The 13,575-nt window shown below is 65.7% G+C and carries 16 protein-coding genes; 4 read left to right on the top strand and 12 right to left on the bottom strand.

Annotated features, from left to right (window positions below):
- Positions 1-57: 57 nt before the first annotated feature.
- From U4960_RS14530 to U4960_RS14480, 11 genes are all read right to left on the bottom strand, one after another.
- Positions 58-1,371: a radical SAM protein gene (locus U4960_RS14530; protein WP_324263123.1), complete on the bottom strand. Its 1,314-nt coding sequence runs from the start codon at positions 1,369-1,371 to the stop codon at positions 58-60.
- 32 nt (positions 1,372-1,403) lie between these two features.
- A complete protein-coding gene (locus U4960_RS14525) occupies positions 1,404-1,616 on the bottom strand; it encodes a hypothetical protein (protein WP_324261325.1) in 213 nt (70 codons plus the stop codon).
- A complete protein-coding gene (ccoS, locus tag U4960_RS14520) occupies positions 1,613-1,789 on the bottom strand; it encodes a cbb3-type cytochrome oxidase assembly protein CcoS (protein WP_324261324.1) in 177 nt (58 codons plus the stop codon). Before ccoS ends, U4960_RS14525 begins: the two co-directional genes overlap by 4 nt.
- The gene (locus tag U4960_RS14515; RefSeq protein WP_324261323.1) at positions 1,786-3,912 is read right to left on the bottom strand and encodes a heavy metal translocating P-type ATPase; all 2,127 of its coding nucleotides are present in this window, start codon (positions 3,910-3,912) and stop codon (positions 1,786-1,788) included. The genes ccoS and U4960_RS14515 overlap by 4 nt, the downstream gene beginning before the upstream one ends.
- Positions 3,909-4,358 (bottom strand): FixH family protein, encoded by a 450-nt coding sequence (locus tag U4960_RS14510; RefSeq protein ID WP_324261322.1) that lies wholly within the window; start codon positions 4,356-4,358, stop codon positions 3,909-3,911. Before U4960_RS14510 ends, U4960_RS14515 begins: the two co-directional genes overlap by 4 nt.
- Complete coding sequence (ccoG, locus tag U4960_RS14505; protein WP_324263122.1) at positions 4,355-5,791, bottom strand: cytochrome c oxidase accessory protein CcoG; 1,437 nt, start codon at positions 5,789-5,791, stop codon at positions 4,355-4,357. Before ccoG ends, U4960_RS14510 begins: the two co-directional genes overlap by 4 nt.
- A gap of 1 nt (position 5,792) precedes the next feature.
- Positions 5,793-6,713, bottom strand: a complete 921-nt coding sequence (ccoP, locus tag U4960_RS14500; protein ID WP_324261321.1) for a cytochrome-c oxidase, cbb3-type subunit III — start codon at positions 6,711-6,713, stop codon at positions 5,793-5,795.
- Positions 6,703-6,867, bottom strand: coding sequence for a cbb3-type cytochrome oxidase subunit 3 (locus U4960_RS14495; protein ID WP_324261320.1), 165 nt, complete (start codon positions 6,865-6,867; stop codon positions 6,703-6,705). Before U4960_RS14495 ends, ccoP begins: the two co-directional genes overlap by 11 nt.
- Positions 6,864-7,610: a cytochrome-c oxidase, cbb3-type subunit II gene (ccoO, locus tag U4960_RS14490; protein ID WP_324261319.1), complete on the bottom strand. Its 747-nt coding sequence runs from the start codon at positions 7,608-7,610 to the stop codon at positions 6,864-6,866. The genes U4960_RS14495 and ccoO overlap by 4 nt, the downstream gene beginning before the upstream one ends.
- A gap of 12 nt (positions 7,611-7,622) precedes the next feature.
- Positions 7,623-9,281 carry a cytochrome-c oxidase, cbb3-type subunit I gene (ccoN, locus tag U4960_RS14485; RefSeq protein WP_324261318.1) on the bottom strand — a complete coding sequence of 553 codons (1,659 nt, stop codon included), beginning with the start codon at positions 9,279-9,281 and terminating at the stop codon, positions 7,623-7,625.
- A 77-nt stretch (positions 9,282-9,358) separates the two neighbouring features.
- Entirely contained in the window at positions 9,359-10,087 is a 729-nt protein-coding gene (locus U4960_RS14480; RefSeq protein ID WP_324261317.1) for a Crp/Fnr family transcriptional regulator, read from the bottom strand.
- A 139-nt stretch (positions 10,088-10,226) separates the two neighbouring features.
- On the opposite strand from U4960_RS14480, the gene U4960_RS14475 reads away from it, so the two are divergent.
- From U4960_RS14475 to U4960_RS14460, 4 genes are all read left to right on the top strand, one after another.
- Positions 10,227-10,910: an OmpW/AlkL family protein gene (locus U4960_RS14475; protein WP_324261316.1), complete on the top strand. Its 684-nt coding sequence runs from the start codon at positions 10,227-10,229 to the stop codon at positions 10,908-10,910.
- Positions 10,911-11,023: 113 nt separating this feature from the next.
- On the top strand, positions 11,024-11,476 hold the full coding sequence (locus U4960_RS14470) for a MaoC family dehydratase (protein WP_324261315.1): 453 nt from the start codon (positions 11,024-11,026) through the stop codon (positions 11,474-11,476).
- Positions 11,477-11,543: 67 nt separating this feature from the next.
- A complete protein-coding gene (locus tag U4960_RS14465) occupies positions 11,544-12,266 on the top strand; it encodes a cytochrome c oxidase assembly protein (RefSeq protein WP_324261314.1) in 723 nt (240 codons plus the stop codon).
- Positions 12,263-12,913 carry a cytochrome b gene (locus tag U4960_RS14460; RefSeq protein ID WP_324261313.1) on the top strand — a complete coding sequence of 217 codons (651 nt, stop codon included), beginning with the start codon at positions 12,263-12,265 and terminating at the stop codon, positions 12,911-12,913. The genes U4960_RS14465 and U4960_RS14460 overlap by 4 nt, the downstream gene beginning before the upstream one ends.
- On the opposite strand, the gene U4960_RS14455 is transcribed toward U4960_RS14460, so the two are convergent.
- Positions 12,837-13,502 carry a c-type cytochrome gene (locus U4960_RS14455; RefSeq protein ID WP_324261312.1) on the bottom strand — a complete coding sequence of 222 codons (666 nt, stop codon included), beginning with the start codon at positions 13,500-13,502 and terminating at the stop codon, positions 12,837-12,839. The genes U4960_RS14460 and U4960_RS14455 overlap by 77 nt on opposite strands.
- Positions 13,503-13,575: the final 73 nt, after the last annotated feature.

The following is a 13,575-nucleotide window of genomic DNA, read 5'->3' as shown; positions in this document are numbered from 1 at the left end:
TCCGTTCCTCCGCGCCCAAGGTTGCATTGCGACCGCAAGAGGTAAAGCGGTATTGCCTCACACGGCCGTGCTGAACCGGGCCTGCGAGGCGGCACGGTAGGGATCGAACAGCGCGGCAATGGTGCGGGCATAGGGCAGGCCGTCCGCCTCGATCGTCAGCCAATCGCCTTCGAGCGAGGCGAGGCCGCGCACCGTGAACGGGCAGAGGCGGCCCGAAACTGCGGCCAAAAGCGCCGGGCCGAGCCGGGCATGGCCGGAGCAGAGCAGCTGCTCGATGACCCGCGCCCGCTCCTGGTCGGCAGCCGAGCGGACGATCCCGCGCTCCGGCGCGAGGCAATCCTGCGACAGCAGCATTCGGTAGCGGCCGCTGTTCTTCTCATTCTGGACCAGCAGGTGCGGGAAGCTGCTGATCGAGGAACTGCCGAGGCCGATCAGCACCTCGGCGTCATCGTCGGTAAAGCCCTGGAAATTGCGGTGGACCATGCCAGCCACGGCGGCATGGGCCAGCGGGTCGCCCCCTGCGCGGGCGAAATGGTCAAACCCCACCGGCACATAGCCGTGGGTGCAGAAATACTCGTAGCCCAGCGCGGCCATCGCGAAACGCTTGGCCACGTCGGGCATGTTGCGCGCGTCCACCGCCTTCTGGCGCGGCACGACGTGGGGAACGTGGGCATAGCCGAACAGGGCCACCCGGTCCGCGCCGAGCACCCGGGTGCGCTGCAGGCTGTCACGCAGGTCGTCCGCAGTCTGGCCCGGCAGCCCGTACATGAGGTCGAAATTGAGCGAGGTGACACCGGCATCGCGCAGCCAGTCGACCGTGCGCACGATCACCTCTTCGGGCTGGACCCGGCCGATCGCCTGCTGGCAGTGGGCAGCGAAAGTCTGCACCCCCAGGCTTGCGCGGGTAATGCCCGTCTCGCGCACAGCCCCGGCAAATTCCGCCGTCATGGTGCGCGGATCAAGCTCGGTCGACAGGACCGGGGAAGCAAGGTGGAAATGCCGGTCGAGCGTGCTGAACAGCCGCAGAAATTCCTCCGGCGACAGGGCGTTGGGGCTTCCCCCGCCAAAGCTGATCCGCCGGACCCGTGTACTTTGCCGCAGGGTGGCCGCAACCAGGGCGATTTCCCGCTCCAGCGCGCCAAGGTAGGATTCGAGCCGCTGCCGCCGCGCCGCCACCCCGGTGTTGCAGCCGCAGTAATAGCAGATTGTGTCGCAGAACGGGATGTGCAGGTAGAGCGAGATCTCGCCCGTCACGCCCTCCAGCGCGGAGCGATAGGCATCCGGCGCGATCGGGCCGAACTCGGCCGCTGTCGGGTAGCTGGTGTAACGGGGGACCGGGGTCGCGAGCAGATCGGGGTGATAGGGCCACATGCGCACCTGCCTCGCAGGGCCGGGCCGACCGGTCATTGCGCCAGATCAAATTTCTTGCGGCATCCCCCGGCATGGCACGCCTTGAACGGGCAACCTTCAGGCAGTTCCGGATCGCTCCCACCCACCGGAAGTTCGATCGTGCCGCCGCCGCACAGACGTGCGACCAGCGCCTGCTGCTCATCCTGGGGCAGGGGGCCGATGGCAAGCGGGACCAGCGCGAGCAGCGCAAGCGGGGCAAGGCTCATGGCTTGTCCTCCTCTGAGGCTTCGTCCCCGTCCTCATCTTCGTCGATCAGGATGCGGTTGGCGGCGCCGTCCAGATCGTCGAACTGGCCGGAGCGCATGGCCCAGAAGAACGCCGCCAGCCCCCCAAGGCCGAGCAGCAGGGCAATCGGGATCAGGAAAACGAGGCTGGTCACCGGCCGCTTCGTGCCAGGCGCAGCGAATTGGCGACCACGATCAGCGAACTGGTCGACATGGCAATCGCGGCAATCAGCGGGGTGACATAGCCTGCCAGCGCCAGCGGCACGGCCAGCACGTTGTAGCCGATCGCCAGTCCGAAGTTCTGTTTCACGATCTGCATGGTGCGGCGCGAGATTTTCAGCGCCGCCAGCACCGGAGCAAGCCGGGTGCCGAGGAACACGGCGTCGGCGGCCTGCTGGCTCGCATCGCTGGCACTGCCGGGCGCAATCGATGCATGAGCAGCGGCCAGGGCAGGGCCGTCATTGAGCCCGTCGCCGACCATCAGCGGCAGGTGCCCCAGAGCCTTGAGCCGTTCCAGTTCCGCCAGTTTCTCTTCCGGCTTCATCCCGCAGCGCCCGAACAGGCCTAGTTCGCTCGCCACGTCGCGCACGGCGTCAGACCGGTCGCCCGACATCATCGAGACGGGGATGCCCTGCTGCTTGAGGCTGGCGACCACCTCCGCGGCATCCTCGCGCAGCCGGTCGCGGAACGGGATCATCACTGTCCGGTCACCCAGGCGCAGCTCGCTGGCCACGCTCGTCCCGGCCTGCTCCGGCTTTTCCAGCGCCACCGCCAGGCCGCCCATCATTCCGGTTAGGCCATGCCCGGCGGTTTCAAGCACCTCCTTGACCGGTGCGGCAGTCACGCCTTCGTCGTGCAAGGCCTTGGCCAGGCCCACGCTCAGCGGATGGCGGCTGCGCTCTGCCAGCGCCAGCGCGGCGGATTTCTGCCCCGCATCAAGCATCGACAGATCAGGCACTGGCTCGCCCAGGGTCAGCGTGCCGGTCTTGTCGAACAGCACCATGTCGACCTGCGCCAGCCGCTCCAGCGCACTGCCGTCCTTCACCAGCACCCCCTGCTTCAGCAGCGCGCTGGCGGCGGTTACTTGCGCGGCGGGCACCGCGAGGCCGAGCGCGCAGGGGCAGGTGATGATCAGCACGGCAATGGCGATCACCAGCGACTGGTACCAGCCCGCTCCCGCAATCATCCAGCCGGCGAACGCCGCAAGGGCAAGCGTGTGGACAGCGGGCGCATAAAGCCGCGAGGCGCGGTCGGCGATGCGGACATAGCGGCTGCGCGACTGGCCGGCCTCGTCCATCAGGCGGGCAATCTCGGCAATCACGGTGTCACTGGCGGTGGCGGTAATGCGCACGGTCAGCGGCGCAGTCAGGTTCATGCTGCCGGCGTGGACCATCTGCCCGGGGCCGACCGGTTCGGGCTCGCTCTCCCCGGTCAGCATGGCGTTGTCGATTGCGCCGTGCCCTTCGATCACCTCGCCATCGGCGGCCAGCGCCTCCCCGGCGGCGACGATCATCACCATCCCGGGAAAGAGCTGATCGGTCGCCAGGCGCCGGGTGCTGCCATCGGCCTGGACCACGCTGGCGCTGCGGCCCATCCGGCCCAGCAGTGCGCCAATCCCGGCCCTGGTGCGGCCCCGCATCATCGCGTCGAGCGCGCGGCCGCACAGCAGGAAGAACAACAGCATGGTCGCGCCGTCGAAATAGGCGTGCTGGCCGCCGGTGACCGTCTCGTAGAGGCTGAGTCCCGTCGCCAGCAGGACGCCGATCGAGATCGGCACGTCCATGTTGGTCCGCCGGTGGCTGAGCGCCATCAGTGCCGAGGAGAAGAACGGCCGCCCGGCATAGGCGATCACCGGAATGGCAATCAGGGCCGAGAGCCAGTGGAACAGGTCTTTGGTGACCCCGCCCGCGCCCGACCAGACGCTGACCGAGAGCAGCATCACGTTCATCATGCCGAACCCGGCGACCGCCGTGGCCCGCAGCAGCATCCGGGTTTCCCGGTCGTCCTGCGCCAGCGGGTTGTCCGACGCGAGCTGCGCTTCGAAGCCAAGTTTTTCAAGCTCACCGATCAGGGCGAACGGGTCGATCTCGGCGCTGTGGCGCACGGCCACCCGCTTGGCGGAGAAGTTCACCCGCGCTGCTTCCACGCCGGGCACCGCACCAAGCCCGCGCTCGACCTTGCCGATACATCCGGCGCAGCGCATGCCCGGCACGGTAAAGCGGCTGTCGACCAGTGCGTCGGTCCCGGCCGGGGCAGCAATGTCGGCCAGCGCGTTCACTGGACTTCGGTTTCGAACCGCACGGACTGCCCGTTCGCGGTCACGTTCACCCGCACGGTCCAGCGGCCGGGGGCGACAGCCGCGGCGGAGACATAGCGGCCTGCACCGTCGGCGTTGAGCGGGAAGGCGATTTCCTCACGCTGGCCAAGCGGCCGGCGCAGTTCCGCGCGCACCTTGGCGCCTGCGGGAATGGCTGGTGCTTCCAGTAGCAGCGCGCCTTCGCCAGTGCGGATGACCGGCCCGCTCCAGCCAAGCTTGTCCTGTTCGCGGGCCTGTTCCAGCCAGCCATTGTATTTCTGGCTGGCGACATAGGAGTTCTCCACCACCACCCCGCTGAAGCCGCTGGTGGCATAGCCCGCCATGGTGAAGTTGACCGCGATGACGATGCCGAAGCCGATCACCATGATCAGGGCGAAGCGCTTGCCGGTGAATTCGCGGGTCATCATGGCTCTCCGGGGGTTGAGAAGCTGGTTTCGACGGTATCGCTTTCGCGCTGCTCGTCGAGCGAGGTGAGCGTGAAGGCGAAGTCTCCGCCGGTTGCGCCGGACGGCACGATTACATAGGCGCGCACGGTGCGGATGGCGTCGGCAGGGACATTGACAGTGTGTCGCGCTGCCGCCTGTTCGCGGGAGATCGTGTCAGTCCACATCACCGCGGCGGGCAGGCCGTTCAGGGCGATTTCCATGTCGCGCGGGCGGCTTTCCATGTTGCGCAGGCGCAGGGTGTAGGAATTGCGCACGGAGCCATCGCCCATCAACATGTAGGGCGGATTGCGGTCGGCAGAGACGGTGAGGTCGGTATGGGTCCGGGCCCCCAGCGCAAACAGCAGGGCGAAGCCGATGCCGGCCCAGATCCCGGTATAGACCAGAGTGCGCGGCCGCAGTAGGGTCTTCCACACTGGCCGGGGCGCATGGCCGGCAGCTTCCGCCTCGCAGTCTTCCTGGGTGGCATAGTCGATCAGCCCGCGCGGGCGGCCGATATCCGCCATCACCTTGTCACAGGCGTCGATGCACAGGCCGCAGGTGATGCAGGCAATGTCCGGCCCGTTGCGGATGTCCCAGCCGGTCGGGCAGACCTGGACGCATTGCATGCAGTCGATGCAGTCGCCGATCTGGCCGGGGTTCTTTTCCGCCTTCTTGACGCTGCCGCGCGGTTCGCCGCGCCAGTCCTTGTAGGTGACGATCAGGGACTTTTCGTCGAGCATGGCGGTCTGGATGCGCGGCCAGGGGCACATGTAGATGCACACCTGTTCGCGCATGAAACCGCCGAGCACGAAGGTGGTGGCTGTCAGCACCGCCACGGTGGCGTAGGCAACCGGCGCGGCTTCGAAGGTGACAAAGTCCCGCAGCAGGGTGGGGGCATCGGCGAAGTACAGGATCCAGGCCCCGCCGGTCAGCAGGCTGATGACGAGGTAGATCGACCACTTGAACAGGCGCCGCGCGATCTTCGCCGGGCCCCAGGGCGCATTGTCCAGCCGGACCCGGGCGTTGCGGTCACCGTCCACGAAGCGGTCGATGTGCTGGAACAGATCGGTCCAGACCGTCTGCGGGCAGGCGTAGCCGCACCAGGCGCGCCCGACGGCGCTGGTGACCAGGAACAGGCCAACCCCGGCCATGATCAGCAGTCCGGCAACGAAATAGAACTCGTGCGGCCAGATCTCGATGCCGAACATGTAGAACCGGCGGTTGGCCAGATCGACCAGCACGGCCTGATCCGGCGCGTAGGGGCCGCGATCCCACCTCAGCCACGGCGTCACGTAATAGATGCCCAGCGTGACCAGCATGACCAGCCACTTGAAGCGGCGGAAGGGGCCGTCGATCCGCTTGTTGTGGACCGTCCGGCTCGCTGCGTAGAGGCTGGGTTCGGGGGCGTTCACCAGCTTACTCTGTCACAGGTCCGGCGGCGGGGGCAGCAGCATCGGTCACTGCCTCCATCACCGGCGTTTCCTCGCCGCCGCCCAGCGAATGGACATAGGCTGCCAGCATCTTGATCGTCGGCGCGTCGAGCTTGTCTGCCCAGCGGGGCATCACGCCCATCCGGGGGCGCAGGATCTGCTGGGAAATCTGCTCGCGGCTGCTGCCGTAAAGCCAGATGGCGTTCGACAGCGTCGGCGCACCCTGGGTGCGGTCACCCTGGCCGGCCGGGCCGTGGCAGACCGAGCAATTGGTGGTGAAGATTTCGGCACCGGCCGGGTTGGCCGGCCCCTTGCCGCTCAGCGAGAGGACATGATCGACCACTGCGTTGAGCTGGTTCTGGTCGAACACCCCGTCATAGCCGGGCATCGCGCTCTGGCGGGTGGCGGGATCATCATGCTGGCGGATGCCGTGGACCAGTGTGTATTCGATGGCCTTCAGATCGCCGCCCCACAGCCATTCGTCGTCCGCCAGGTTGGGGAACCCGCCAGGCAGTCCGCCGCCACCGGCACCATGGCACTGGGCGCAATGGATCTTGAATGCGGCTGCCCCGCCGGCAACCGCCTGCTGCATCAGGTCAGGCTGGCCCGGCAGTTTCTCGATATCGGTCACGGCCAGCTGCTCCCGCAAACCCGACCGGGCTGCGTCAGCGGCGGACATTTCCTGCGCGAGCTGGCCGCGGCTGGTCCAGCCGAGCATCCCTTCGGTGCCCTTGTTGATCAGTGGCCAGGCGGGGTAGGCGATCACGTAGGCAATCGCCCACGCGATCGTGAGGTAGAACGTCCACAGCCACCAGCGCGGCATCGGCGTGTCGAGTTCCTCGATCCCGTCCCATTCATGGCCGACAGTCTCGGTGCCGGTCGGCTGATCGATCCGTTTATTCGCCATCGTCGGAATCCTTGAAGATCAGGTTGGCAGCGGCCCGGTTGCGGGCTTTCGATCCGGGCCGGAACGGCCAGGCGCACAGGGTCAGGAACATGACCATCATGGCCAGCAGGCCCCAGCTGTCAGCGAAGTGGCGCAGGGTTTCGTAAAAGGTCATCGCCCCTTCTCCTGCGCGAGTTCCTGCTGTGCGGCTGCGCTGTTCACATCGACCAGCGTGCCGAGCATCTGGAGGTAGGCAACCAGGGCATCCATTTCCGTGATCCGGGTCGGGTCGCCATCGAAATCGCGGACCTGCGCCTTGGGGTAACGGGCGTTGAGATCGGCCACGTTGCCGAACTGGTCGGCCTGTAGCTTGAGATCGTCCGGCGCCTTTTCGACCATCTCGTCGGTGTAGGGCACGCCGACGCGGCGCAGGGCAACAAGATTCGCCGCCGGGTCCGCCAGCTTGAGGTCGGTTTCGGCCAGGAAGCTGTAGCTCGGCATGATGCTGTCCGGCACCATGCTTCGCGGATCCTTGAGATGCTGGACATGCCAGCTGTCGGAATAGCGGTTGCCGACGCGGGCCAGGTCCGGCCCGGTCCGCTTGGAGCCCCACTGGAAGGGGTGGTCGTACATCGACTCGGCTGCCAGGCTGTAGTGGCCGTAGCGTTCCACTTCGTCCCGGAACGGGCGGACCATCTGGCTGTGGCAGAGGTAGCAGCCCTCGCGGACGTAGATGTCGCGCCCGGCCTGCTCCAGCGGGGTGTAGGGCCGCACCCCTTCGACTTTCTCGATCGTGTTGTCGATCCAGAACAGCGGGGCAATCTCGACGATCCCGCCGATGGCGACGGTCACGAACACACCCACCGAAAGCAGGGTGATGTTCTTTTCGAGTTTCTTGTGGCGTTGGGTCATGCTCATCGGTTTGGCCCCTTACTCGGCAGGAACTGCGGCGATCGGGCGGTCGGACGCCTCGTCATAGGCGGCATCGGTCATCGGCGCTTCGTCACGCAGGCGCCCCGCGATGGTCATCCAGACGTTGTAGACCAGCACCAGTGCCCCGGCGAGGTAGAGCAGGCCGCCAAAGGCGCGCAGCAGATACATCGGCTTGAGTGCGGCGACGGTGTCGATGAAGCTGTTGACGAGGTAGCCGGTCGAAGGGTCGACCTCGCGCCACATCAGGCCCTGGGTCACGCCGGCAACCCACATGCTGGCCGCGTAGAACACGATGCCGATGGTCGCGAGCCAGAAGTGCCAGTTGATCATCCGCAGGGAATACATCCGCTCGCGCTGCCACAGGCGGGGCACCAGGAAGTAGAGGCAGGCGAAGGTAATCATGCCGTTCCACCCCAGCGCGCCGGAATGGACGTGGCCGATGGTCCAGTCGGTGTAGTGGCTCAGGCTGTTGACGGCCTTGATGCTCATCATCGGGCCTTCGAAGGTGCTCATGCCGTAGAAGGCGAGTGCCAGCACCATCATCCGGATGATCGGATCAGTCCGGACCTTGTCCCATGCCCCGTTCAGCGTCATCAGGCCGTTGATCATCCCGCCCCAGCTGGGCATCCACAGCATGATCGAGAACACCATCCCCAGCGTCTGCGCCCAGTCGGGCAGGGCAGTGTAGTGCAGGTGGTGCGGGCCGGCCCAGATGTAGAGGAAGATCAGGCTCCAGAAGTGGATGATCGACAGGCGGTAGGAATAGACCGGCCGTTCCGCCTGCTTCGGCACGAAGTAGTACATCATGGCCAAGAAGCCTGCGGTGAGGAAGAAACCCACCGCGTTATGGCCATACCACCACTGGGTCAGTGCATCCTGCACCCCGGCAAACAGGCTGTAGCTCTTGGTGCCGACCAGGCTGACCGGCATCGCAAGGTTGTTGACGATATGCAGCATCGCAATCGTGACGATGAAGGCAAGGTAGAACCAGTTGGCGACATAGATGTGCGGCTCGTTGCGCTTGATCAGTGTGCCCACGAAGACGGCGAAATAGGCGACCCAGACGATCGTCAGCCACAGATCGACGTACCACTCGGGTTCGGCATATTCCCGCGACTGGGTGATGCCGAGCAGGTAGCCGGTGGCCGCCAGCACGATGAACATCTGATAGCCCCAGAACACGAACCGGGCGAGCGACGGGAAGGCCAGCTGCGCACGGCAGGTGCGCTGCACGACATAGAAGCTCGTCGCGATCAGGGCGTTGCCGCCGAAGGCGAAGATCACTGCAGACGTGTGCAGCGGGCGGAGGCGCCCGAAGTTGAGCCAGGGTTCGAGGTTGAGGTCAGGAAAAACGAGCTGGAGCGCGATAATCACGCCGACCAGCAGGCCAGCAATGCCCCAGAAGATCGTTGCCAGCACACCCCAGCGGATCACCTCGTCGTCATAGCGGGACGGGGTATCCGGCATCCGGAACAGGCTCTGCGCCCGGGCCATCGGGTCATAGCTGCCCGCCGTCGCCCAGATGAGCCCAAACGCCGCGACCGCGACAATTGTCGCATGCACGGCAAAACCGGCGTCCTGCGTGGTGGCAATCGCTACGACTGCCAGCAGCAGAACCCCGAACCACAAGCCAACCCGGCCCAGTACTGATTCCATGGGATTCGTCCCTCCGTTTGCCGGATACCTAGTCGCCCCCGGCGCGGCGCACTTTGACCTGAGTCAAATCTGTTCGTTTATGCGGTGAGTTGAAAATGGGCTGCCCGGGCTTCCAGCGCCGACGGCTGGAGCAGCCGCACACCCGACCGCCCCGAGGTTTCGATCAGCCCCAGTTCGCGCAGCCGCCCGAGCTGGCGGCTGACGGTTTCTATGGTGAGGCCGAGCGCGTCTGCGATGTCCCGCCGTGACATTGGCAGTTCGAGTACCAGGCCTTTGCCTTCGGGCCGTCCGATCCGCTGGGCCATCGCCACGAAGAAACTGGCGAGACGCTCCTCGGCATTCTTGCGCCCCAGCCCGACTGCCTTGTCGCGTGACCGGTGCAGCGCGACCAATACCCGGTCGAGCACCTGGCGCAGTACCGCCGGGGATCGTTCGGCGCAGTCGACGAACTGGCGGGTGGGGAACGTGAGCAGCTGGCTGTCGACCAGAGCATGGAGCGAATAGGCATGCTGCGCGCTGGCAGGCACGGAAATCAGGTCTCCGGCAAAGTGGAAGGCGACGATCTGCTCCCGCCCTTCCGATGCGGTGGCAACCAGTTTGGTGGCGCCTCGGGACAGGTAGACCATCTGGTCAACCGCCGGGTCCAGGAATGCCCTGGCGCACCGCTTGGCGCTGACGAGATGGCCGATCGCCATCAGTTCGGACACGATATCATCCGGCGTTCCCGAGGGCAGGAATGTCTGCGCGAAGGGTCCGAAAACCGCACGCGGGTGGTTTTCCACCGGAGCAGGGGCGCTGTGCATCATGATGCCCCCAATGATGCCCGGGTGGCGATGAGTCTTTGACCTGCGTCAATGTCGGGCCGATTCGGCGGGCCTAGTTGAACCCCGCTTCGCAAAATCCTCGGTCGCACAGTGCGGCCACTGCGAAGCGGAGGGAAGACCAATGAAATTCGCGCTGCTGGCAGGCTCTGCCGCTCTTGCCGCTGCCTTTGCTCTGGGCAGCACGCCCGCACTTGCCCAGGACGAGGAAGGACCGCTCCAGGTCAAGGTTCTCGCAACGGCAGTTCTGCCCGATGGCAAGATCAAGCGGGTCAACACCGATATCGTCGGACTGCCCGCAGCCACCCAGACCGAGGCCAACGACAACGTCGTGCCGACTGTGGCGATCGAGTACTTCTTTTCCGACAATTTCTCGGTCGAGACGATCTGCTGCATGACCCAGCACGATGTCGACGCTGTCGCCGGGCTGCCGGCCGGGGCCGAGCTGGTGTCGGACGCCAAGGTTATCCCGGCTACCTTCACCGCCAAGTTCCATTTCGATCTCGGCGGGATCAAGCCCTATGTCGGGGCCGGCCCGACTTACTTCATCTGGATCAACGAGAATCCGGGTGCTGCGACCATTCCGCTGGGCGTGACCCGCTTCAAGATGTCGAATGAGCTTGGCATCGCGCTCCAGGCGGGTGCCGATATCCCGATCAACGACCAGGGCATGTCGGTCAGCCTCGATGCGAAGAAGTATTTCGTAGATACCACCGCGCAGTGGTTTGCCGGCAACACCCTGGCGATCGAGACAGTCCACAAGGTCGATCCCTGGGTGCTCTCGGCCGGCCTCGCCATGCGGTTCTGACCGGCCTGAACTGACTGGCGCCCCCCCACCGTTTTTTCGGGAGCGGGGGCGTTGGCATTTCACGGGGTGCTGGTCTATCCGGCGTGCGTTGCGGCACAAAAGGAGAATTGGCCATGCCCGGCATCTGGTTTGACGAGCTCAGCGTGGGGCAGGTGTTTGACCATCCGATCCGCCGCACGGTGACGGAGACGGATAACCTGCTGTTCTCCACCCTGACGCACAACCCGGCGCAGCTGCACCTCGATGCCGAATACATGAAGGCGAGCGATTATGGCCGGGTGCTGGTCAATTCGACCTTCACTCTGGGCCTGATGGTGGGCGTTTCCGTTGGCGACACCACTTTGGGCACCGCGATTGCCAACCTCGGCTGGGATGAGGTGCGCTTCCCCGCGCCGGTGTTTATCGGCGATACCCTGCGGATCGAGACGGAAGTGATCGAGCTTCGGACCAGCAAATCGCGCCCCAATGCCGGCATCGTCACGTTCGCGCACCGGGCCTATAACCAGCATGGCGATCTGGTGGCCAGCTGCAAGCGCAGCGGGCTTCAGCACAAGAAGCCGGTCTAGGCGAACCGGGAACGGGTTGGCCAGCACGGCTGTTGTCCGATCAGGACCACAGCTGGGAGAACTGACCTTGCCCCTATGGCTGCCCTATTGCGGGGAGGCACCACTGCCCACCGAATGGCTGGTGCGCTGGAACCTAGACCCGGTTCTGCTCACTGCCATGGCAGGGCTGGCATTGGCCGCCTGGCGCTATCGTGACCGGGTGCGCGCGGGCTACGCGGCAGCAGCCCTCGGCGTTGCAGTCTTCCTGTTCGTGAGCCCGTTCTGCGCGCTCGGTTCGGCGCTCTTTACCGTCCGGATATTGCATGACGTGGCGCTTGCGGCCGTGCTCGCCCCGCTGCTGGTCGCGGCCCTTCGCCTGCATCGGACGGACCTGCCCGGTTCGCCGGTGCTGTGGACCGCACTGCACGCCATGATCTTCTGGTTGTGGCACGCGCCGCCGCTCTATGCGGCCGCAATGAGCAGCGACCTCGCGTTCTGGGTAATGCAGGTGACGATTGCCGGGTCTGCCGCCGTGTGGAGGGCCAAGGTCGTTCGCGCTGAGGCGCCTGCTGCCGCCGCGATGTTGCTGGCGACCATGGTTTCCATGGGGGCGCTGGGCGCGCTGCTCACCTTTGCTCCGCGTGCCTTCTACGAACCGCACTGGATATCGGCCCGGGCCTGGGGCCTGTCGGCGCTGGAGGACCAGCAGATCGCCGGCATCGTGATGTGGGCACCAGCGAGCCTGGTCTATCTGCTGGCGGCCCTGGCAATTCTCTATCGCGCGCTGGGCGGCGAAAAGCGTGCGGCATGAGACTGCACCGCCTGATCCGGCAATGGGCGGTCAGTCACACCGAGGAGGGCAGGTATTCCCCGGTCGGGGTGTGGTTCCACTGGATCATGGCTGGCCTTGTGCTGTACCAGCTATGGCTTGGCTGGACCTTGTGGCGTTATCCTGCGGGGGCAGACAAATTGGCAGCCTACCAGCTCCATAGCGAACTGGGGCTGGCGATCCTGCTGCTGGCCGTGCTGCGTTTCCTGTGGCGCCTGTTCATACCTGATCCGGTCAACGATGCCGATGCGCCCGGCTGGCAGAGCCGCGTGGCCCACCTGACCCATTATGCGTTCTACTCGCTGTTTGCCTTGTTGCCACTCAGCGGGTGGGCGATGTGGTCAGTCTATCAGCCAGCGTGGCCGCTGCGTCTTGCAGGGATAGTCGACGTTCCCCCGATGCCGTTCCACACTCTGTCCCCGGCGTGGCAGAATCAGGTGCTGGAGCTGGCGCTGGACCTGCACCATTTCGGCGTGGTGGGTCTGGCACTGCTGGTTCCGCTGCACGTCGGTGCCGCGCTGAAGCATCACTTCTGGGACCGGGACGACATTGTCAGGGGCATCCTGCCGGAGATTCCGGACGACGAGAGCGCGCCTGACCCCGGGCGATATAATCCGCAAGCGGGCTGATTTCCTCCTCCTGAAGCGCCCGCGCGGCCTGCCGCATCTGCCCGAGCGGATCGCCGTAGCGTTCGCCGCTGCGCCAGCGGCGAAGCTGTTCAGACAGGTAGGCGCCGCTCTGGCCAGCCAGCGAAGGCGCGCCACTGTCAGAATCGGAGCCCTCAGCCCCATGGCACGAAGCGCAGGCCTGCAATCCCCGCGCCGGATCGCCCTCGTGATAGAGGCGTTCGGCATCGGATTGCGTACAGCTGATGGCCGGATCGATCCGGCCAACCTGAGGCATCGCCATCTGCGCATAGTGGAGCGACACGGCCATCCGCTCATCGCTGCCGAGCCGCTTGGCGAGCCAGCTCATCTGCGGATGGCTGCGCTGACCGTCTGCGAAGAAATCGAGCTGGCGTACGAGGTATCCCGGATCGAGCGCGGCAAGCCGGGGTGCGCGTGCGCCGTCTCCCCCGCCATCAAGGCCGTGGCAGGTGTGGCACGCAGCTCTTGGTCCTGCCGATCCTCCCGACAAGGCAACCATTTCGCCGGATTGGTCGAACGGAATCCTGACCGGGTCGGGCGTGCAGGAAGCAGCGGCCACAGCGGCGCTCATCAGCAGCACACCTGCACGGAAGGAAATGGTCGAATCCATGAGATGCGGGAACGAAGCTGGCGGTTGCAAGGTT

Origin of the sequence: Altererythrobacter sp. H2 (assembly GCF_035319885.1) — a bacterium.
Taxonomy (GTDB): Bacteria; Pseudomonadota; Alphaproteobacteria; order Sphingomonadales; family Sphingomonadaceae; genus 34-65-8.
The sequence above is the reverse complement of the archived record's forward strand: the minus strand, read 5'-3'. Positions and strand labels throughout refer to the sequence as shown.

Bases quoted from the DNA above. Each gene is read 5' to 3' on its own strand.
- U4960_RS14530 (WP_324263123.1), bottom strand. From the start codon at position 1,371: ATGTGGCCCTATCACCCCGATCTGCTCGCGACCCCGGTCCCCCGTTAC.
- U4960_RS14525 (WP_324261325.1), bottom strand. From the start codon at position 1,616: ATGAGCCTTGCCCCGCTTGCGCTGCTCGCGCTGGTCCCGCTTGCCATC.
- U4960_RS14510 (WP_324261322.1), bottom strand. From the start codon at position 4,358: ATGATGACCCGCGAATTCACCGGCAAGCGCTTCGCCCTGATCATGGTG.
- ccoP (WP_324261321.1), bottom strand. From the start codon at position 6,713: ATGGCGAATAAACGGATCGATCAGCCGACCGGCACCGAGACTGTCGGC.
- U4960_RS14495 (WP_324261320.1), bottom strand. From the start codon at position 6,867: ATGACCTTTTACGAAACCCTGCGCCACTTCGCTGACAGCTGGGGCCTG.
- ccoO (WP_324261319.1), bottom strand. From the start codon at position 7,610: ATGAGCATGACCCAACGCCACAAGAAACTCGAAAAGAACATCACCCTG.
- ccoN (WP_324261318.1), bottom strand. From the start codon at position 9,281: ATGGAATCAGTACTGGGCCGGGTTGGCTTGTGGTTCGGGGTTCTGCTG.
- U4960_RS14480 (WP_324261317.1), bottom strand. From the start codon at position 10,087: ATGATGCACAGCGCCCCTGCTCCGGTGGAAAACCACCCGCGTGCGGTT.
- U4960_RS14475 (WP_324261316.1), top strand. From the start codon at position 10,227: ATGAAATTCGCGCTGCTGGCAGGCTCTGCCGCTCTTGCCGCTGCCTTT.
- U4960_RS14470 (WP_324261315.1), top strand. From the start codon at position 11,024: ATGCCCGGCATCTGGTTTGACGAGCTCAGCGTGGGGCAGGTGTTTGAC.
- U4960_RS14460 (WP_324261313.1), top strand. From the start codon at position 12,263: ATGAGACTGCACCGCCTGATCCGGCAATGGGCGGTCAGTCACACCGAG.
- U4960_RS14455 (WP_324261312.1), bottom strand. From the start codon at position 13,502: ATGAGCGCCGCTGTGGCCGCTGCTTCCTGCACGCCCGACCCGGTCAGG.